A 20,528-nucleotide genomic window follows, 5' to 3' on the forward strand; every position below is an offset into this window, starting at 1 on the left:
CCTTGCATTCTTATAAAAAAAAAGGTATCGTATTCGTTGTGGTCTCTTGCATTGACCACAGGTCCACTTGCTTGGCTCACGCGCGCCACCGGCGGTAAGCGAGGGAAGTGGAGAAATAAAAAAAGGAGGTGGAAAGGATGGCTTTAACACAGGAACGTAAACAGGAGATCGTCGATACGTATAAGACACACGATACGGATACCGGCTCTCCGGAGGTACAAATCGCTATCCTTACGGAACAAATCGTTGACTTAAACCGACATTTGCAAACGCATGATAAAGATCATCATTCTCGCCGCGGCTTGCTCAAAATGGTCGGGAAGCGTCGCAATCTGCTTACGTATCTGCGCAAAAAGGATATTACAAGATACCGGGATATTATCCGCAAGCTGGGCTTACGTCGCTAACGGCCGCTTGCCACGGAATTCAGCCAAAAGCGGGAAGCGTTCCCGCTTTTTTTACAAACACAATAACCAGTAAAGGAGGTTTCTGCATGGAAGGTGAAGAACAGATATTTTCTCTCGATGTCGGCGGCCGGACCCTCTCTTTTGAAATCGGAAAACTTGCCAAACAGGCCAACGGCGCTGTTCTTGTCAAATACGGCGACAGCGTCGTACTGACAACCGCGACCGGTTCAAAAGAACCGAAGGATTTGCCGTTCTTTCCGCTAACCGTGAATTATGAAGAACGTTTATATGCGGACGGAAAAATTCCCGACGGTTTTATTAAACGGGAAGGGCGTCCATCGGAAGCGGCCACGCTCACGAGCCGGCTCATCGATCGGCCGATCCGACCGTTATTTCCCGATGGCTTTAGAAATGACGTTCAAGTCATCAGCACGGTGATGAGCGTCGATCAGGATGCTTCCCCGGAAATGGCGGCGATGATTGGCTCTTCGCTCGCGATTTCGATTTCGGATCTCCCATTTGCCGGACCGATTGCCGGTGTGGAGATTGGCCTCGTGGATGGTGAATTCGTCGTTAACCCTACGAGCACGCAGACAGAAGTGAGCGAAATGGAGTTAACGGTGGCAGGGACAAAGGATGCCATTAATATGGTAGAAGCTGCCGCGAGCGAAGTAAGTGAGGAAAAAATGCTGGAAGCGATTCTATTTGCCCACGAGGAGATTAAAAAAATCGTCGCATTCCAGGAAGATATCATCGCGCAGTGCGGCAAAGAGAAAATGGAGGTTACGGTACAAAAGCCGGATGCTGATTTGGAGACAGAAGTACGTGACCAGGCTGAAGGCCAAATGAAAGATGCCGTGCTCGTTAAAGAGAAGCATGCGCGTGATGTGGCTATTCAAGAGGTGGAAAACACCGTCGTTGATCATTTCGACGAAGACCAGCACGACGATGTAAAGGACATTTTGCAATCCCTCGTCAAGGAAGAGTTTCGCCGGTTAATTACGAAAGAAAAAATCCGCCCGGATGGTCGCGCCCCGGAAGAGATTCGCTCTCTTGCCTCTGAAGTTCAGCTGCTTCCGCGCACACACGGCTCGGGATTGTTTACGCGCGGACAAACACAAGCCCTTAGTGTTTGTACACTCGGTGCGCTCGGGGACGTACAGATCATCGATGGTCTCGGGCAGGAAGAGTCAAAACGGTTTATGCATCATTACAATTTTCCGCCATATAGCGTCGGGGAAACAGGGCCGATGCGCGCACCCGGACGGCGGGAAATCGGTCACGGTGCCCTTGGCGAGCGGGCTTTGGAAAGAGTGATTCCCGACGAGGATGAATTCCCGTACACGATACGTCTCGTTTCCGAGGTGTTGGAATCCAACGGTTCCACGTCACAAGCGAGTATTTGCGCGAGCACCCTCGCGATGATGGATGCTGGCGTTCCGATTAAATCACCGGTGGCAGGCATTGCCATGGGCCTTGTCAAGGAAGACGATGACGTTAGCGTGCTCACCGACATTCAAGGTATGGAAGACGCGCTCGGGGACATGGATTTTAAAGTCGCAGGAACGTCTGAAGGCGTGACAGCCCTGCAAATGGACATCAAGATCCAGGGTATCACCCGTGAAGTGTTGGAAGAAGCCCTTGAACAGGCCCGAACCGCGCGCATGCAGGTGTTGAAAAACATGCTCGATGTCATCAGCACATCACGCCCCGAATTATCGGAATATGCACCGAAGATTCTCACGATGCATATCAAACCGGACAAGATTCGCGATGTCATCGGACCGAGCGGTAAAATGATCAACCAGATCATCGAAGACACAGGTGTAAAAATCGACATTGAACAAGACGGCACCGTCTATATTTCTTCAACGGATGCGACCGCAAATGAAAAAGCAAAGCAAACGATTGAAGACATTGTTCGTGAGGTTGAAGTCGGGCAAATTTACGAAGGCAAGGTTAAACGGATCGAGAAATTCGGAGCTTTTGTGGAACTATTTAAGGGAAGAGACGGTCTCGTTCATATTTCACAGTTAGCGAAAGAACGCGTGAACAAAGTGGAAGATGTCGTGAAGATCGGCGATGCGGTCAAAGTAAAAGTGACTGAAATCGACAATCAGGGACGTGTCAACCTGTCACGCAAAGCGCTTTTGAGCGAAGAGGCCTAAAGGCAGAGAAACTTGGTAAAAAGCCAAGTTTTTTTACTGTCTTATACAAGTAACATAACGCTTACACTCTCGCATAAACTGGGACGAGGGGTGAGCTTAAATGATGTTTAAAACGAGGTTTTTGCAGGTACTTATAGGTTTTATCGTTGTCATCGTAGGCTTTACTGCCTGGTCATTTCCAGATACATCGGAAGAGACGGTAGATACATGGACAGAGGAAGCAGAAGATTTGCAAACCGAAGAGAGCAGCGAAGCGATTCGTGAACAGATTGAAGAGGCGAGAGATGAATTCGATGAACCCCCAGTCGATGCCGTGGTCGATGATGTATGGAAAGGAATTCCCGGCTATAACGGCCGCGTCATCGATGTTCGTGAATCTTATGAAAATATGAAAGAACATGAACGCTATGAAGAAGAGCTCCTTGTTTTTCATGATACAGCCCCTGAGGTCACCTATAGAGATTTACCGCCGACGCCTTTTTACCGTGCCAATCCGAATAAGGAGATGGTCGGTTTTGTCATCAATGTCGCCTGGGGGAATGAACATCTGCCGACGATTTTGAACGAGTTAAATGAACAGGATGTACAAGCCACTTTTTTTCTGGAAGGGTCGTGGGTGCGTGACCAACCGCGCCTCGCGCGCATGATTCAGGAAGAAGGCCATGAAATTGGCAATCATGCTTACTCTCATCCTGATATGGCTTCACTGTCAGCCGAAGAGATTAAACAGGAACTGGAAAATACGAACGAAGTGATTGAAGCGACGCTGAATGAAGAACCGGACTGGTTCACCCCTCCTTCAGGCAGTTTCAGACATGAAGTGGTAGAGATTGCCCATGAGCTTGACATGTACACAGTGCTTTGGACCGTGGACACGGTGGATTGGCAAAACCCCGAACCGGATGCTATGGTAGAGCGAGTAGCAGATAACATTCATCCTGGGGCGACCGTCCTGATGCACCCGACAGAACCGACGGCAGAGGGCATCGGTGAAATGATTGAGCGTATTCAAAGGCAGGATTTGGAGATCGGTCCGATCTCATCCGTGATGAGTGAGAATCGCGTTACAGGCGGTACATCACAGGCACCAGCAGACGAAGAGGAGGCCGACGAATATTGGTCCAACGAATGACACTAACGAATGGGGCGCGTGTTGTTTACGAGCCGATGGAGCACGTACGCTCGCTATCCATCGGCATTTGGATTTATACAGGCTCCCGCGATGAAGAACAAGAGGAGAACGGGATCACCCACTTTCTCGAGCATATGCTTTTTAAAGGGACGCAGCAACGTTCAGCCACGGAAATTGCCGAAGCTTTTGACCGTATGGGCGGCTATGTGAATGCCTTTACGGCTAAGGAATATACATGCTTTTATGCAAAAGTGATCGATACCCACGCCCGGGAAGCGGTGGATATTCTTAGTGATATGTTTTTTAATCCGGCGTTTCCGGAAGAGGAAATTACGAAAGAACGCAATGTCGTCCTTGAAGAAATTCGCATGGTTGAGGATACAGCTGACGATGTCGTCCACGACGACCTTGATGCAACCGCTTATGGAAACCATCCGCTGGGAAGGCCGATACTGGGGACCGAAGACACGGTTCCAACCTTTAACAGGGAACAACTCAAGCATTTTATTCATAAGCACTACCGACCGGACAATGTCGTTGTGTCTCTGGCCGGGAAGATCGATGATTCACTTTTATCATGTGTAGAAACGCAGTTTTCCGGATTTTTGGCGCAAAAGAGCAGCAATATTCAAGAAACACCTCCAGTCTTGAACGGGAATAAAGCAGCGCGGGCGAAGAGCATCGAACAGGCTCATCTTTGCCTGGGGTTTGATGGCGTTTCGATTCAGGACGAGCAAATTTATGCCATGGTCTTATTCAATCAGTTATTGGGGGGCAGCATGAGCAGTCGCCTGTTCCAGGAAATACGGGAGCAGCGGGGTCTGGCTTACGCCGTGTTCTCCCATCATATCGCTTATCGTGACGGGGGAATGTTGACGGTCTACGCGGGGAGCGCACCCCAGTACGTCGGTGAGATTTTAGACGCGACGATGGCCATGCTCGAACATTTTGCCAGCAAGCAGCTGAAAGACAATGAGCTGGAAAATGTAAAGTCGCAAGTTCAGGGGAGTCTTTTGCTCGGCTTGGAAAGCACGAGCAGTCGTATGAGCCGCAATGGCAAAAATGAATTAAGCCTCGGTTACCATCGTTCTCTCGACACGTTGACCGAAGAGATCGATGCCGTGTCCGCTCGGGATATACAGGCGGTGGCCGAAAAACTTTATAAAAGTGAATATGCCCTTTCCCTCATCAGCCCTGATGGTGAATGGCCGACAGGTTGTTCTATTTCCCGGTGACCGGCATAGCTATGTAAAAAGGGCCAACAAAAGGGGGAGCGCATGAGGTTAAGTGAAATGAGCGCTAAAGAAATCGTCGACTTTGAACAAGGAGAACGGCTCGGGGTTCCCGGCCGTCTCGATGCCCGTGTCAACGCCTCAACGGGTGAAATTGAAGCTTTTCTGTTTCCGACGTCGAGATGGAGTCCTTTTCGAAAGAATGAAGAAACGCTGGAAATACGCTGGCACCATATTCATACGATTGGTGAAGATATGATTATCGTTAATCGTTCAGTTTGATGCGCCCGGCTGCCGCCGGCCGCATCTTTTTTTAATTTCCCGATTTCTGTTCTCCCCTCCGACTTCCGGCCTCTGACCTCCGACTTCTGGATACTCACGTGACTGTGCTTCTGCACATATTCTATAAGGGCAGGGGCATAGAAGGAGGTGGAGATCATTGAACATGTCGCCGTTATCGGCGGAGACCGTAGGCAAATTCAACTGGTGCACACGCTCCAGAAGAATGTAGAGCAGATTTCGGTGGTCGGATTTGAAAAGATGCCTTTCTCTCATGCCAATATTAACGCTTGTACATTAGCGGAAGTTCCCTGGGAGCAATTGAACGCGATCCTATTTCCGATGAGTGGGGTAAAACCGGATGGCAAAGTGGAGGCTGACTATGCAGCCGAACCGCCTAAAGTCACCGGTGAGATGCTTGCACAACGGTCCAGCCGTTGCATGATCTTCACCGGTATTATGACCGAGTTTTTCCGGCAAAAGAATGTTGTCAAAGACGTCGTCTGTTGGATGGAAAGGGACGATGTCGCCGTTTATAATTCCATCCCTACAGCGGAAGGCGTGCTCATGTTGGCGATGGAGAACACGGACGATACGATTCATGGTGCCGATGTTACCGTCGTAGGCTTTGGCCGTTGCGGACTGACCATTGCCGAACTGTTCAAAGCGGTGGGAGCGAAGGTCACCGTGATAACAGATGATATGACAGAACAGGCAAGGGCTTTTCAAGCGGGTCATGAAGTGAAAGAGCTGAGCCATCTCCCTGCTGCCCTGTCTACGTCCGACATCTGTGTCAACACCATCCCTCTCCTCGTTATAACAAAGGAGATGTTGCAGCAAGCCAATGAAAGAGGCTACATCCTCGATATTGCCAGTCGCCCCGGGGGGGTTGATATCAATGGTGCCCTTCAACTGGGACTGAACGCTCAAATTGCCCCCGGACTACCCGGAAAAGTTGCGCCCGGAACGGCCGGGGACATTCTCGCTCAAGTGACCTTAGCGCTAATGAAATCTGAAAATAAGAAAGGAAGATAAAAAATGATGCTCGTCGGCAAACAGATCGGTTTTGGGTTGACGGGTTCCCACTGTACATTGGAAGAGGTCATTCCGATGATCAATGCCTTGCAGGCTGAAGGGGCAGAGGTGATCCCCTTCGTAAGTCACACGATACAGACAACAGAGACGAAATTCGGCACGCCCAATCAGTGGCTGGAGTCCATCGAAAAGGCCGCCGGCCAGGAAGCGGTGAACTCGATTCCGAAAGCAGAACCTTACGGCCCGAAGACGCCGCTGGACGCCATGTTGATCGCACCGATGACCGGCAGTTCCGTGAGTAAATTTGCCAATGCCCAAACCGATTCTCCGGTGTTAATGGCAGCGAAAGCGACGTTAAGAAACAGCGCTCCGGTCGTATTGGCGATCTCCACGAATGATGCTCTCGGATTGAACGCGAGCAATTTGGCTAAATTGTTACAAATGCACCACGTGTATCTCGTGCCGTTTGGTCAGGATAATCCTTATAAAAAACCGACGTCTCTTGTGGCCAGAATGGAAGATATTCCGCCAACCATTGAAGCAGCGATACGTGGCGAGCAATATCAACCGCTCATCATAGAAAAGTTTGCTGATTAGTCGCTCATAGCTGTTGCCAAAATCCCTGGAGTCCTTTATTTTAAGAGGAGCAATCATATGTCATAATGAAAGCAGCCAATTTGAGGAGGTACGAAAAAGGAAATGACTGAACAAGGATTTAATGTCGCTGTCGTAGGTGCGACAGGGGCTGTTGGGCAACAGATGCTTAAAACGCTCGCGGAGCAAGCGTTTCCGATCAAATCATTGAAATTGTTATCATCATCGCGTTCGGCCGGCAAGCAAATGGAATTCGACGGAAAAACGTTAACAGTTGAAGAAGCAACCCCCGAATCATTCGATGGGGTGCAAGTGGCGCTTTTTTCCGCCGGCGGATCCGTTTCGAAAAAATTGGCGCCGGAGGCTGTCAAACGCGGCGCGATCGTCATCGACAATACGAGTGCCTATCGGCTTGCTGATGAGGTGCCGCTTGTCGTTCCGGAAATCAACGAAGCGGATATTCATAACCATCAGGGTATTATCGCCAATCCGAATTGTTCCACGATTCAAATGGCCGTTGCCCTGGAGCCGATCAAGCAAGCCTATGGCCTGAAAAAAGTCGTCGTCTCAACCTATCAAGCGGTGTCGGGTGCAGGTCTCGATGCTGTCGATGAAATGTATGAACAGACCGGTCAGATCTTAAATGACGAAGACATTTCCCCGGAAGTGTTGCCGGTCTCCAAGGATGAAAAGCATTACCAGATCGCGTTTAACGCGCTCCCGCAAATCGATGTCTTCCAGGACAACGGCTATACGTTTGAAGAGATGAAAATGGTCAACGAGACGAAAAAGATTCTTCACGATCCGTCTCTTGCCGTCTCGGCGACGTGTGTACGCTTGCCTGTTGAAACCGGACACTCGGAATCCGTATATGTGGAAACGGAAAAGAGCGGGGCAACGACAAGCGATATGCAGGCTGTTTTGCAAGGCGGCGCAGGCATCACCCTGCAGGATGATCCCGCCACGCAGACTTATCCGCTGGCCACTGCTGCCAAAGGCTTACCCGACGTGTTTGTCGGGCGCGTGCGCCGGGATCTTGACGCGGAGAATGGCTATCATCTCTGGGTCGTTTCCGACAACTTGTTGAAAGGAGCCGCTTACAACTCCGTTCAGATTGCCGAAAGTCTCGTCAAGTTAGGGCTAATCAGGTCATGAAGATCGCTGTGCAAAAATACGGCGGAACGTCCGTGCAATCGGAAACGTTGCGCCAAAAAGCAGCCGGCCATGTCAAACAGGCGGTGCAGGACGGCTATAAAGTCGTCGTCGTTGTCTCGGCTATGGGGCGCATGAATGACCCCTACAGCACTGACACATTGTTAAGTCTGATCACAGGTGATGACGGGCAATTGCCGGGACGTGAACAGGATATGCTGCAAGCGTGCGGGGAAGTCATTTCTTCTGTTGTCTTTACCAATCTGCTGATTTCCGAAGGCCTAAAAGCGTCGGCGCTTACGGGTAAGCAAGCAGGATTTCGGACAACGGAAGAATTTGGCGAGGCGCGTATTACGCAAATGCAGCCTGAGCCTGTGCTCGCGCGTTTGCATGAAGTGGATGTCGTCGTCGTTGCCGGTTTTCAGGGAGAATCGGAAAGCGGGGAAACGACAACGCTGGGAAGGGGCGGAAGTGATACTTCCGCCACCGCGCTTGGCGCGGCCTTAAAGGCGAAAACCGTCGATATTTTCACCGATGTTGAGGGCATTATGACCGCCGACCCTCGCATCGTTAATGATGCCCGGCCCATGAAGTCACTCACTTATACGGAAGTGGCGAATCTGGCCCATCAGGGAGCGAAAGTTATCCATCCGCGGGCCGTCGAAATCGCCATGCATGCGGAAGTGCCGATTCGCATTCGCTCCCTCACTTCAGACGGCGACGGCACGCTCGTCTCTTCCACCCATGGCAGCGCCCCCGGGAGCGATGTACAGGAGCGGCTCATCACCGGCATCACTTATCTCAAAGGCATTACACAAGTGATCGTTTCGAAGGAACGGGAGGATCTTGAAGCGCCTTCCCTTATTTTCGAGCGCATGGCGGCGGAAGGGATCAGCGTTGACTTTATTAATATTGATACCACCTCCATCGTTTTTACCATCCCGGAAGCAAAGAGCCAACAGGTGGAACGAAAACTGGTCGATGCCAACTACCCGCCGACGCTTTTGCACGGCTGTGCCAAGGTTTCAGCCGTCGGTGCGGGAATGACGGGCGTTCCGGGTGTGGTATCCCGCATCACCCTCGCCCTTCATGAAGCGGGGATCGATATTTTGCAGGCCACAGACTCGCACACGACCATTTGGGTCCTCGTCCGCGAAGAAGAGCTGAATGATGCCGTTAACGCGCTTCATGGGGTGTTCAAACTGGCCGACAATCAGTGAAAAAATATCCGGATTGATGTGGTTGCACGCCCGCGGGCGTGCTTTTTTCAGCTTCACACAAAAATATCCCAGACATTTTGACTTGTCTTGATCACGATGATTAGGGTATACTGACTATCAGTTCATTCGTTCGGGAAAGATCATGTTCTCATCGTGAAAGGTCAGCCTTTCACTTTCAAATCGGAAACAACCAAATCATTAGGAGGAACTGATAGTGTCAAAGCAGGAAAATACAAGCAAAGTGCGTGTTTTTGCCTTGGGCGGACTCGGTGAAACAGGCAAAAATATGTACGTCGTGGAAGTAAACGACGAGATGATCGTCCTCGACGCGGGTCAGATGATCCCGGAAGACGATATGCTCGGCGTTGATATTGTTATTGCCGATATTTCCTATCTCGTACAAAACCAGGAACGGGTCAAAGGCATCATTCTTTCGCATGGTCATGCTGAGCATTGCGGAGCGTTGCCGTACGTATTAAAGAAATTGCAAGTACCGGTCTATGGTACGAAATTAACGATGGGTCTCATTGAAGATGATCTTAAAACCCATCACTTGCTGAAGAAAACGGAGATAAAAATCGTGTCACCGGGTGACCGTGTGAAGATCGGAAACGTAAAAGCTGAATTTTTCCGAGTCAGCCATAGCATTCCTGATTGCATCGGGGTGGCGATTGACACACCCCAGGGCTACGTCGTATACACCGGTGATTTTAAATTTGATCAGACCCCGGCGGATCGCAAGTTTGCCGATACTGGCAGAATGACAGAATATGGGAAAAAAGGCGTCCTGTGCTTACTCTCCGACAGCACAAACGCCGAACTTCCCGGGACCACCCCTTCGGAGAAGGTGACCGAACCGGGGATTAAAGCCGTTTTTCGTGAAGCGCTCGGTCGTGTGATTGTCAGTACGCCGTCATCGAATGTGTACCGCATTCAACAGGCTATGGACGCGGCCAGGGAGACGAACCGTAAGGTCGCGGTCGTCGGTGAAGCGATGAAAAAAGTCATCAATATTTCCAAGCGTCTCGGTTATCTGCGCGTACCGAAAAATTTAATGATCAATGTCGATGAACTGGCCAATCACAAAGGAGAAAAGATTGCCGTATTAACAGCCGGCAGCCAGGGAGAACCGACATCGGCCCTGCATCGAATGGCTAAAGGAACCGATCGTCAACTCTCGATTATGCCGAAGGATACAGTCATCATCTCGGCGATCCCCACCCCGGGAAAAGAAAAATCCATCGGGCGCGTCGTCGATTTTCTCTATAAAGTGGGGGCCGAAGTCGTCCACTCCGATAAAGACGTGAATGTATCCGGCCACGCCAGCCAGGAAGAGCTTATGCTTATGCTGAATTTAATGAAACCGCGTCATTTCGTCCCGGTTCAGGGCGAATTCCGCATGCAAATTGCGCATGGAAATTTGGCGCAAACGACCGGCGTGCATCCCGAACGCGTCCATTTGTTGCAAAATGGAGAAGTGTTGCAGCTTGAAGAGAAGAATGCGACCAAAAGTACGAAAGTGCCGGCGGGGAATGTCCTCGTCGATGGACTGGGCATCGGTGACGTCGGCAATATCGTGTTAAGAGATCGGCGCCTTTTATCTAAAGATGGCATTCTCGTCGTCGTCGTCACTTTAAACAAAAAAGCAAATACCTTTGTTTCCGGTCCCGATATTATTTCCCGCGGCTTCGTTTATGTGCGTGAATCCGAAGAATTATTGGATGAAGCAAAACAAAAAGTAACGGAGACGTTGCGCGAATGCATGAATGACAATGTCAATGAATGGTCATCGCTTAAAAGCAATGTCCGTGATGTACTCAGCCGTTATCTGTTTGACCAGACGAAACGCAGACCGATGATTCTGCCGATCATTATGGAAGTGTAAACACAAAAAAAGGCTTGCTCCTGAAAAAGAGGAGCAAGCCTTTTTTCATGCATGAATAACGCTATGGCCTCCCATACTAAAAAGCATAAAGGAGGCAGGTAAAATGGCAGAAGAACAGCCGAACCAACCGAACGAGCCTGACCAACAATCAGACGAAACGGCCCAGGGACTCGTCGACAAGATTCAGGCACTCGGCGAAACGAATGTACCTAAAGCGGAGAATTCGGACATTCATGTTATCACGGTGATCGGGCAAATCGAAGGTCATATGCAATTGCCGCCACAAAATAAAACGACAAAGTATGAGCATATCATTCCCCAATTGGTAGCTATTGAACAAAACCCCAAGATCAAGGGGCTTTTACTCGTGCTCAATACCGTCGGCGGTGATGTTGAGGCCGGACTGGCGATCGCGGAGATGGTGGCGAGCATGGATAAACCTTCGGTGACCATCGTGCTTGGCGGCGGGCATTCTATCGGGGTACCCATCGCTGTCGCCGGGGATTACTCGTTTATTGCCGAAACGGCGACGATGACGATTCACCCTATCCGTTTGAACGGGATGGTGGTTGGCGTGCCGCAAACCTTTGAGTACATCGAGGAAATGCAGGAGCGAATCATTAAATTTGTCATCCATCATTCCAATACGACAGAAGATAAGTTCAGGGAATTGATGTTTGCCAAAGGCAATTTATCGAGAGATATCGGCACCAATGTCATCGGTAAAGACGCCGTTGATCATGGGCTCATCCATTCCCCGGGAGGAGTGGGACCTGCCATCCGTAAACTGAACGAACTGATCCAGGAAAAAGAAGGGAACATGCTACAATGATTATTTATACAACGATGCCTCTTGAGGATGTGTTGCAAGAGGAGAACGATACGGAAGTCAAATACAAGGATACCTCTTCGGGTACGGTCATTCTGCAAAAGGACGAGGAAGGGCGCTGGTTCGTCCAGCGTTTAGTCAGCTCGAACCCGGCTGATTACTTGCGAAGTGATTACCAGCCCGGGGAGTGGTGGCAAAGCGATGATTAGCAGCAGTATAGGCTGGATCTGCCAGCCTATATAAATTTGTCAGATTATTACCGCACTACATAAAGAAAAAGGCGAAAACGGCGACCGCAATGACGAGAATGATCGGAACGACCACCGAATACATGACAGTCATGAGTTTAAAACTGGATTCGCTGCTGTAATTGTGATTGTTATCGGGATTTCGGCCGATGGCAAGCGTAATCCCTATGATCACACCGGCCCCTACCAGTAACAGTATGATTATTCCTATGTTCATCAACATTCTCCTGTTCTCAATAAACGATGTACTTTATTTATTATAGCCCGATTGCTTTTTTTAAAAAAGCGTTCAGCCTGAAAATGTGTGCCAACAACTTTCCATGTCTATGTTATAATAGGCAAGGACTGCCACCCGTCGTAAAGAAAACTTGCCCTTAGTTGCACTTATGCAGGGTAAGAAGTTTTATACTTTCTTATCTGCCAAGAAATGACAGCAATCGTATGCGGCTCGGGTTATCATAGAGAGACAGTCCAGGAAGGAGGGTCTCTTCATGGCGAACAAAAAGAAAAGACGCAGAAGAAAGAAACAGCAAGAATGGACAAGCCAGCTGAAGTTTGAAGTATCGGGCTTGATACTCCTCGCCCTCGCCGTTATCGCCACCTTTACATATGGGCCGGTCGGAACGATTATCATTCAACTTTTTCGTTTTTTTGCCGGTGAATGGCATCATTTTTTGACCGCTTTTTTATATGCCTTTGCCATCACGCTCATATTCAAGCGCACGTTCGTGAGTTTTTGGTCACGTCGTTTAGCTGGTGTCTATACGATCATGTTTACCGTTCTTTTATATAGCCATCTCGGTTTATTTGAAAATTTGGCAAACAGTGGCCCCTTTCAGGATGGTTCCGTGATTATGAACACTTTCCAGCTTTACACGCTCGATCTTACCGGACAGGCTGATGACCTCGGCGGCGGCATGATCGGTGCAGTAGGGTATGCCACCGGCACCTTTCTCGTCGATGTCACCGGTACGCATGTGCTCGCCATCTTACTCGTCGTCATTGGTTTTGTGCTTTTAAGCGGAAAGTCGCTAAAAGAAACCGGTCAATGGGTATTAAAACAGGTCAAAGCGATGGCTGCTTCCCTCGGGCAAACGCTGCAAAAACTCCGGCAAAGTCGCCAGGCCAAAACGACAGCATCGTCGGCCGCGACCAGTGCAACAGCGACACCGAAACAAAAAGGGTCGGGGAAAGCTGAATCCAAGCCACCGCAGGCCTCAGGCAAGGAAGACGATGATCGGCCGGTGATTCATAATTTTAAAGAGCAAGCCTATCAGGAAGAGTCGAAAACGTCCCACGCGGCGGCAAAACCATCCTCTTCTGAAAAGGAAGCGGATAAAGGAGAAATGACGCCGCTGCTGACTTCGGAGACGACCAATGAAGATTACCGTCTGCCGGCGCTGAAGCTATTGAGCGCTCCCGTCCAGAATAAGCAAATGAATGACCGTAGCCATGTGTCTTCAAATGCCAAAAAACTGGAGGACACACTGCAAAGCTTTGGGGTGCAGGCGCAAGTGAACGAGGTACATTTAGGTCCCGCCGTGACCAAATATGAGGTTCAGCCTGCCACAGGTGTGAAAGTAAGCAAAATCGTCAGTCTCACCGATGATATTGCCCTCGCTCTGGCGGCCAAGGACATCCGCATTGAAGCACCGATTCCGGGGAAAGCCGCAGTAGGTATCGAAGTGCCCAATCAGGATATCTCCATGGTTACGTTACGGGAAGTACTCGAATCGGATAAAGCGCAAAAATCCCATGTGCTTTCCGTCGCTTTAGGACGGGACATATCCGGTGAACCGATGACCGCCGATCTCGACACGATGCCCCACATGCTCGTCGCCGGTGCTACGGGAAGCGGGAAAAGTGTCTGCATCAATGGTATTGTCACAAGCATACTCATGAAGGCGAAGCCAAACGAAGTCAAGTTAATGATGATTGACCCGAAAATGGTCGAGCTCAACGTGTACAACGGGATTCCACACCTGTTAACCCCGGTCGTCACCGAACCGAAAAAAGCTGCCCAGGCCCTTAAAAAAGTCGTTGCGGAAATGGAACGGCGCTATGATCTGTTCTCGCATAACGGGGCTCGCAACATTGAAGCGTATAATGAAATGATACGGAAGCAAAATGAACATGGGGACGAACAACCTAAACTTCCCTATATTGTCGTCATCGTTGATGAGTTGGCGGATTTGATGATGGTAGCCTCCGGGGAAGTCGAAGACGCGATTACCCGCCTGGCACAGATGGCCAGAGCCGCGGGGATTCATATGATTCTTGCGACCCAACGCCCTTCGGTAGACGTGATCACCGGTGTTATTAAGGCAAACATTCCCTCGCGGATTGCTTTTGGCGTTTCCAGTCAGACGGATTCACGCACCATCCTCGATGCCGGCGGCGCGGAAAAACTGCTCGGGCGCGGAGATATGTTATTTATCCCGGTGGGCGCGAACAAATCCACGCGCATTCAGGGCGCCTTTATCTCCGACGATGAGGTGGAAGCAGTTGTCAATGATGTCATCAACCAGCAAAAAGCGTCTTATCAGGAAGAAATGATGCCCGAGGAAGTGCCGGAAACGAGCGCAGAACCCGAGGATGAACTGTATTATGATGCTGTAGACCTCGTCGTACAAATGAATGCCGCCTCCGTCTCCATGCTGCAACGACGTTTTCGGATCGGTTATACGCGCGCGGCCCGACTCGTCGACGAGATGGAAGCGCAGGGGATCGTTGGTCCGTACGAAGGCAAAAAACCGCGGGAAGTGTTATACCAGGCTCCCGATGATATATCCAATGTTTGAGGTGATAAGCGTGGCAGAAACAGAACAGTTAGACGCCGGCGGACTGCGTGTTCACTGGCAACCGAGCAATAAATTCAAGACAACGACGATCGTTTTGCACATCAAGGCCCCTCTGGAAGCAGAGACGGCAGCTGCGCGTACCCTGCTTGCCCACGTTCTGCAGGCAGGCACGGCAGATTACCCGTCGCGCCGAAAAATCCGCCATTTTCTCGATGACCTTTATGGAGCGAGCTTTTACGCGGATGTAGGCAAAAAAGGGGAAAATCACGTCCTGACTTTTGTCATGGAAGTCGCGAGCGAACAGTACTTGCAAAACGAATCGCCGTTATTGCCGAAAGCTTTGACGTTTCTATTGTCGGTCTTGCAAAGCCCGAATATGACGGAAAGCGGATTTAGTGAAACGATTATTAAAGAAGAGAAACAGGCGCTCACCCAGCGCATTCGTAACATTGCCGATGATAAAACCCGGTACGCGAATATTCGGATGCTGGAAGAAATGTGTGCCGATGAACCGTTTGGCCTACATCCGTTTGGCTCGGTTGCAGACATGGAGGCGCTCGGAAACGATGAACTTCAACAGGCCTACGAACAAATGATGGCGAGCGATCAATTTGACTTGTTTGTGACGGGGCCGGGCTCTAAAGAGGAAATTCTGAATGTCGTCGAGCCGGCCGGTGAATATTTTAAGACCGGAGAACGTAAACAGGCAAAGGCGACCCCTTCCCAGCCCCCGGCCGAAATCAATGAAGTTGTAGAACGGCAAGCGATTCAACAAGCAAAATTGCACCTCGGCTTTCGCATTCCCTACACCGTTGATGCCGATGAATACACGGCTGTACTCGTGACGAATGGCATCTTCGGGGCTTACCCACACTCGAAGCTGTTCGTTAACGTTCGGGAGAAAGAAAGCCTTGCCTACTATGCCGCCTCCCGGTATGAACCCTATAAAGGCATTTTATTCGCGATGGCAGGTATTGCCCCCGAGCAATATGAAAAGGCCAGCGAGATTATGCAAGCCCAACTGGAAGCGATCAGGAACGGAGAAGTGACCGAGGAAGAACTCACGACGACCAGGCAAATGCTTAAAAATCAAATCCTCGAACAGATGGACAGTGCCCGCGGTGCGATTGAAATGAACTATCAGAATGTATTAAGCAACAATACAAGAACCGTGGATGAGCGTTTGCACGAGATCGAGGACGTAGACAAAGAGACGGTTATCGCCACGGCCCAGAAGATCCAATTGGATACGATCTACCTGTTAACGGGAGAGGAGGAGACAGCTTAATGGAAATACAGCACTACGAGCAAATCGGCGAAACCATCTACCTGGAGACGTTAAACAACGGGTTAAAAGTGTACGTATTGCCGAAGCCGGACCATAACAAGACGTTTTCGATCTTTACGACGGATTACGGTTCCATCGACCAGGCGTTTACGCCCCTGAACAGCGCTGAAACCGTGCAGGTACCCGATGGCATTGCCCACTTTCTCGAACATAAACTCTTTGAGGATGAAGACGGCGATGCTTTTAACACGTTCAGCAAACGGGGCGCGCAGACGAACGCTTTTACGAGTTTCACGAGAACGGCCTATTTATTTTCGAGCACAAGCGAGGTGCAGGCTAACCTGGAAACACTGCTTGATTTTGTGCAGTCGCCGTATTTTACGGAAGAGACCGTAGAGAAAGAAAAAGGGATTATCGGCCAGGAAATCAACATGTATAATGATGATGCCGACTGGCGCCTCTTTTTTGGCTTGCTCAGCTCCCTCTACAAAGAGAACCCCGTTCGTATCGATATTGCCGGAACCGTTCAGTCCATTGACCAAATCACGGAGGATCTGTTGTATACGTGCTATCAAACGTTTTACCATCCGTCCAATATGGTCTTGTTCATCGTTGGCCCCGTCGATCCGCAGGAAACGGTTCAACTCGTGAGAGATAACCAGGAAAAGAAACCATTCCCCGAAGCCGGTGAGATTCGCCGCTCTTATGGCGATGAACCGAAGGAAAGCTATGAGCGCCAGAAGACGATTGAAATGAACGTGCAGACGCCGAAATGTTTGCTCGGCTTTAAAGAACCCGATGATCACTATCCCCACCCGGGCCTCTCCTATGAATTAGGCGTGCAGCTCCTCCTGGATGTCATGTTCGGGCCGGGGTCAAGCACGTATGAACAACTCTATAAAGAAGGCCTCATCGATAACAGCTTTTCCGCTGATTTTACGATGGAACGTTCCTTCGGATTTTCCGCGATCGGCGGGGATACAAAAGATCCGGAAAGACTCGTCTCCCAACTCGAAGAAACGATTCACGCCTTCAAGCAAAAACCGTTACAGGAAGAAGACATCCGAACCGCGAAAAAACGAAAAATCGGGGCGTTTTTGAAACAATTGAACAGCCCGGAGTTTATCGCGACCCAATTCACGCGCTACGAAATGAATGGGGACTCTCTTTTTGCCGTTGTGCCGACGCTTGAGAAAATGACGCTCGGCGATTTGGAGAGCATTTTGCAGCGCCATTTTCATTCCGATCGCAGCTCTGTTACGAAAGTCGTCGCCCCGCAGTCATGACGACAACACTGATCACCGGGAGCAGCGGAGACATAGGTGCTGCCATTGCCACAGCCCTCGCCGGAGAGGGGCAAACTTTATACCTGCATTATCATCGGGGAGAACGGCGGGTGCAGGATGTTCGTGACCAATGTGAAGCGCAGGGAGCGAAGACGGTGTTAGTGCCCGCGAATCTGCAAACAGCGGAAGGGATTGAAACGCTTGTCGCCGGGACTCGTCTTCCGGTCGATCACATCGTACTCGCAAACGGACAGGCGTATTACGGCCTGTTTACGGATATGGATGATCTGGAACTGCTGGATCTATTCGCGCTTAATCTCACGGTCCCGATGCGCATTATCAAGCGCTTTCTTCCTGCGATGATCAGCCAAAAATACGGTCGTGTCGTTGCCATCTCCTCCCTATGGGGAGAAGTGGGCGCGGCATACGAGGTGGCGTACTCCGCAGCGAAGGGCGGCTTGAACCAATTTGTGCAGGCGCTTGCCAAGGAAGTCGCGCCGTCCAATATTACCGTAAACGGCGTCTCCCCGGGGGTTGTTGCAACGAAAATGATGGATACTTTCGACGAAGAAGACATGCGATTGCTCGCAGAGACCATCCCGGCCGGACGTTTAGCGACGGTCAATGAAGTGGCGAGCGCGTGTCAATATTTGCTGAGCCCGGAAGCCGGGTATGTGAACGGGCACATCCTTTCCATTAACGGGGCCTGGGGCGGGTAATCGTGTATATTTTCCGAGCTCCGTAGTTAAACTATGGGTGTAAAAGGGTGTAAAACTATAGTTTAATGGTAAGGAGGGAACCCTGTATGTCCGTACTGGATAATTGGGATCAATGGAAATCGTTTTTAGGTGATAGCCTGAAAAATGCCGAAGATGACGGAATGAAAAACGAAGCGGTTTCAGATGTAGCTTTTCAGGTGGGGGATTATTTGGCGAACAATGTCGACCCCAAGAATGAACAGGAGCGGGTGTTATCGGATCTCTGGCACGTGGCTGACGACAAGGAACAACACGCGATCGCCAATGTGATGGTAAAGCTGGTTCAGGAAAGACAATAATACGTAGCGGGAGCACCCTTGACACAAAGTTGTTGTGCCAAGGGTGCTTTTGCTTTTGGAAGAAAATACGGGTAACACTGTTCAAATGCAAAGAAATAGCGTAAAATGACAGCACAAGTATTGAATCGACAGCGCACGAGAATGGATAATAAGAGAGGGGGAGAGAGATGGAAAAGAAAGAGTGGTATTTTGAATATCAGATCCATCAGAACCGTCCCGGCTTGCTCGGGGACATTTCCTCGTTACTTGGGATGCTATCGATTAATATCGTTACGATTAACGGGATTGAAAATAATCGACGCGGAATGCTGATCAAGAGCAGCAGCGATGATAATGTTTGGCGTCTACGTGATATATTGGAAACGATGGACGTGATTTCTCTCAAGAAGGTTCGCGTTCCGAGGCTGCGCGATCGTCTGGCTGTTATGCACGGCCGCTATATCGAAAGAGACACGGATGATAAAAAGACTTACCGTTTCGTCCGTGATGAACTCGGAGTATTGGTTGATTTTATGGCGGAACTGTTTAAGGAAAAACGGCATTATCTCGTCGGCATCCGGGGAATGCCGAGAGTCGGAAAAACGGAATCCATCGTGGCCGCGAGCGTCTGTGCCAATAAACATTGGTCATTTATTTCCTCAACGTTACTTAGGCAGACGATCAGAAGCACACTTCCCGACGATGAAATGAGCGAAGATCTCGTCTATATTATCGATGGCATCGTGACGACCATGCGTGCCCCGGAAAAACACCGCTCGCTTGTCGATGAAATTATGGGGTTGGCTGCCGTAAAGGTCGTCGAGCATCCGGATATCTTTATCCGGGAAACGGCCTATACGTTGAAAGATTTTGATTGCATCATTGAACTTAGGAACAATGTAGACGAGACGATTACTTATGAAATGGTGGAGTCCGGTTTCTCCTCATTTGATATTAGCTAAGTGGTAGGTGTTTGGTATGGGTGAATTAGGTCAATTTTTACAGGCACAGCGCGAGGAAAAAGGATGGGGACTCGATGAGGTCCAGGCCCGCACGAAAATCCAAAAGCGCTATTTGCTGGCTATAGAAGAAGGACGTTATGACGATCTTCCGGGTGCTTTTTACGCGCGGGCATTTATCAAGAGTTACGCTGAAGCTCTGGACCTGGAGCCTGAAGAAGTGTTCGCCGAGTATGAGCACGATTTGCCGAAACCACGGAAAGAATCAGTGGAATTGCCCACCCGGGCCGAACGTTCCAACAAGCGTGCTTCCCAGGAAAATGAAAAAAAGAATCCCGTACTCCCGGCCATCCTCGTTGTGGCCTTTCTCGTTGCGATCGTCGGCGTGATTTGGCTCATGAACATTGACACCGGCGGTGATATAGCCTCTGAGGAAGAAGAGGGTGATATGGACATCATCGACGAACCGGCTGCAGAAGACGATAATGAAAACACGGAAGAGGAAGGGAACGGAGACGAAGACGCCGAGAACGCAGAAGAAAATAATGAAACAAACGGCACCGATACCAATGGAGACAATGATAACGGCTCACTCACGTTTGAAGAGGTCACCGATGGGTTTAACTCGGTTTATACGACTGATAGCGATTCATTGGATGTGACCCTCGAATTCGATGAAGATACCGACAGCTATGTAGATTTTCGCGAAGAACCGACAGATGATGGTTCCATCGTCGAGACGGCGGCTGCTCCTTCCGAAGCCTCCGAGCAGGAATATGATTTCAGCGAGTACGATGAGATTACGATAAACGCTGGCTACACACCTGCCCTTACTATCTATGTGAACGGAGAAGAGTTGGAATATGAGCTCGATCCCAACGAAAGAGACTTCCAGCGCATTACCATTCAAAGAGATGAGTAAGCAAAAGTCCTGCACACATCGAGTGTGAAGGACTTTTATTCTAGTGTGCCCATCC

Annotated in this window: 20 protein-coding genes; 19 read left to right on the forward strand and 1 reads right to left on the reverse strand. The window is 49.9% G+C overall.

The features are described 5' to 3' along the window. The first annotated feature begins 137 nt into the window (after positions 1-137). From rpsO to BLS58_RS11195, 12 genes are all read left to right on the forward strand, one after another. Positions 138-407, forward strand: coding sequence for a 30S ribosomal protein S15 (gene rpsO / locus BLS58_RS11140; RefSeq protein WP_090398876.1), 270 nt, complete (start codon positions 138-140; stop codon positions 405-407). Between the two features lie 86 nt (positions 408-493). Beyond that, positions 494-2,575, forward strand: coding sequence for a polyribonucleotide nucleotidyltransferase (gene pnp / locus BLS58_RS11145; RefSeq protein ID WP_090398877.1), 2,082 nt, complete (start codon positions 494-496; stop codon positions 2,573-2,575). Positions 2,576-2,675: 100 nt separating this feature from the next. Next, positions 2,676-3,707, forward strand: a complete 1,032-nt coding sequence (locus BLS58_RS11150; protein WP_090398878.1) for a polysaccharide deacetylase family protein — start codon at positions 2,676-2,678, stop codon at positions 3,705-3,707. Beyond that, entirely contained in the window at positions 3,692-4,942 is a 1,251-nt protein-coding gene (locus BLS58_RS11155) for a M16 family metallopeptidase (protein ID WP_090398879.1), read from the forward strand. The genes BLS58_RS11150 and BLS58_RS11155 overlap by 16 nt, the downstream gene beginning before the upstream one ends. A 42-nt stretch (positions 4,943-4,984) precedes the next feature. After that, positions 4,985-5,221 (forward strand): YlmC/YmxH family sporulation protein, encoded by a 237-nt coding sequence (locus tag BLS58_RS11160; RefSeq protein ID WP_090398880.1) that lies wholly within the window; start codon positions 4,985-4,987, stop codon positions 5,219-5,221. A 147-nt stretch (positions 5,222-5,368) separates the two neighbouring features. Next, the gene (dpsA, locus tag BLS58_RS11165; protein ID WP_090398881.1) at positions 5,369-6,253 is read left to right on the forward strand and encodes a dipicolinate synthase subunit DpsA; all 885 of its coding nucleotides are present in this window, start codon (positions 5,369-5,371) and stop codon (positions 6,251-6,253) included. A 3-nt stretch (positions 6,254-6,256) separates the two neighbouring features. Further along, positions 6,257-6,850 (forward strand): dipicolinate synthase subunit B, encoded by a 594-nt coding sequence (locus BLS58_RS11170; RefSeq protein WP_090398882.1) that lies wholly within the window; start codon positions 6,257-6,259, stop codon positions 6,848-6,850. 102 nt (positions 6,851-6,952) lie between these two features. Further along, positions 6,953-8,002, forward strand: a complete 1,050-nt coding sequence (locus BLS58_RS11175; RefSeq protein WP_090398883.1) for an aspartate-semialdehyde dehydrogenase — start codon at positions 6,953-6,955, stop codon at positions 8,000-8,002. Continuing rightward, positions 7,999-9,219: an aspartate kinase gene (gene dapG, locus BLS58_RS11180; protein WP_090398884.1), complete on the forward strand. Its 1,221-nt coding sequence runs from the start codon at positions 7,999-8,001 to the stop codon at positions 9,217-9,219. The genes BLS58_RS11175 and dapG overlap by 4 nt, the downstream gene beginning before the upstream one ends. Before the next feature lie 214 nt (positions 9,220-9,433). Beyond that, positions 9,434-11,104, forward strand: coding sequence for a ribonuclease J (locus tag BLS58_RS11185; RefSeq protein ID WP_090398885.1), 1,671 nt, complete (start codon positions 9,434-9,436; stop codon positions 11,102-11,104). 103 nt (positions 11,105-11,207) lie between these two features. Then, positions 11,208-11,936: a ClpP family protease gene (locus BLS58_RS11190; protein WP_090398886.1), complete on the forward strand. Its 729-nt coding sequence runs from the start codon at positions 11,208-11,210 to the stop codon at positions 11,934-11,936. Then, a complete protein-coding gene (locus BLS58_RS11195; RefSeq protein WP_090398887.1) occupies positions 11,933-12,142 on the forward strand; it encodes a YlzJ-like family protein in 210 nt (69 codons plus the stop codon). The genes BLS58_RS11190 and BLS58_RS11195 overlap by 4 nt, the downstream gene beginning before the upstream one ends. A 55-nt stretch (positions 12,143-12,197) precedes the next feature. On the opposite strand, the gene BLS58_RS11200 is transcribed toward BLS58_RS11195, so the two are convergent. Next, positions 12,198-12,398: a hypothetical protein gene (locus tag BLS58_RS11200; RefSeq protein ID WP_090398888.1), complete on the reverse strand. Its 201-nt coding sequence runs from the start codon at positions 12,396-12,398 to the stop codon at positions 12,198-12,200. A gap of 274 nt (positions 12,399-12,672) precedes the next feature. On the opposite strand from BLS58_RS11200, the gene BLS58_RS11205 reads away from it, so the two are divergent. From BLS58_RS11205 to BLS58_RS11235, 7 genes are all read left to right on the forward strand, one after another. Further along, entirely contained in the window at positions 12,673-14,982 is a 2,310-nt protein-coding gene (locus BLS58_RS11205; RefSeq protein ID WP_090398889.1) for an FtsK/SpoIIIE family DNA translocase, read from the forward strand. Between the two features lie 10 nt (positions 14,983-14,992). Next, positions 14,993-16,270, forward strand: a complete 1,278-nt coding sequence (yfmF, locus tag BLS58_RS11210) for an EF-P 5-aminopentanol modification-associated protein YfmF (protein ID WP_245723145.1) — start codon at positions 14,993-14,995, stop codon at positions 16,268-16,270. Then, positions 16,270-17,556 (forward strand): EF-P 5-aminopentanol modification-associated protein YfmH, encoded by a 1,287-nt coding sequence (gene yfmH / locus BLS58_RS11215; RefSeq protein WP_090398891.1) that lies wholly within the window; start codon positions 16,270-16,272, stop codon positions 17,554-17,556. The genes yfmF and yfmH overlap by 1 nt, the downstream gene beginning before the upstream one ends. Then, positions 17,553-18,275 carry an elongation factor P 5-aminopentanone reductase gene (gene ymfI / locus BLS58_RS11220; RefSeq protein ID WP_090398892.1) on the forward strand — a complete coding sequence of 241 codons (723 nt, stop codon included), beginning with the start codon at positions 17,553-17,555 and terminating at the stop codon, positions 18,273-18,275. The genes yfmH and ymfI overlap by 4 nt, the downstream gene beginning before the upstream one ends. An 86-nt stretch (positions 18,276-18,361) precedes the next feature. Then, a complete protein-coding gene (locus BLS58_RS11225; protein WP_090398893.1) occupies positions 18,362-18,613 on the forward strand; it encodes a DUF3243 domain-containing protein in 252 nt (83 codons plus the stop codon). A gap of 167 nt (positions 18,614-18,780) precedes the next feature. Next, positions 18,781-19,554, forward strand: a complete 774-nt coding sequence (locus tag BLS58_RS11230; RefSeq protein ID WP_090398894.1) for a DUF3388 domain-containing protein — start codon at positions 18,781-18,783, stop codon at positions 19,552-19,554. 16 nt (positions 19,555-19,570) lie between these two features. Then, positions 19,571-20,473 carry a helix-turn-helix domain-containing protein gene (locus tag BLS58_RS11235; RefSeq protein ID WP_090398895.1) on the forward strand — a complete coding sequence of 301 codons (903 nt, stop codon included), beginning with the start codon at positions 19,571-19,573 and terminating at the stop codon, positions 20,471-20,473. Positions 20,474-20,528: the final 55 nt, after the last annotated feature.

This window comes from Natribacillus halophilus, from assembly GCF_900100185.1.
Classification (GTDB): Bacteria; Bacillota; Bacilli; order Bacillales; family Marinococcaceae; genus Natribacillus; species Natribacillus halophilus.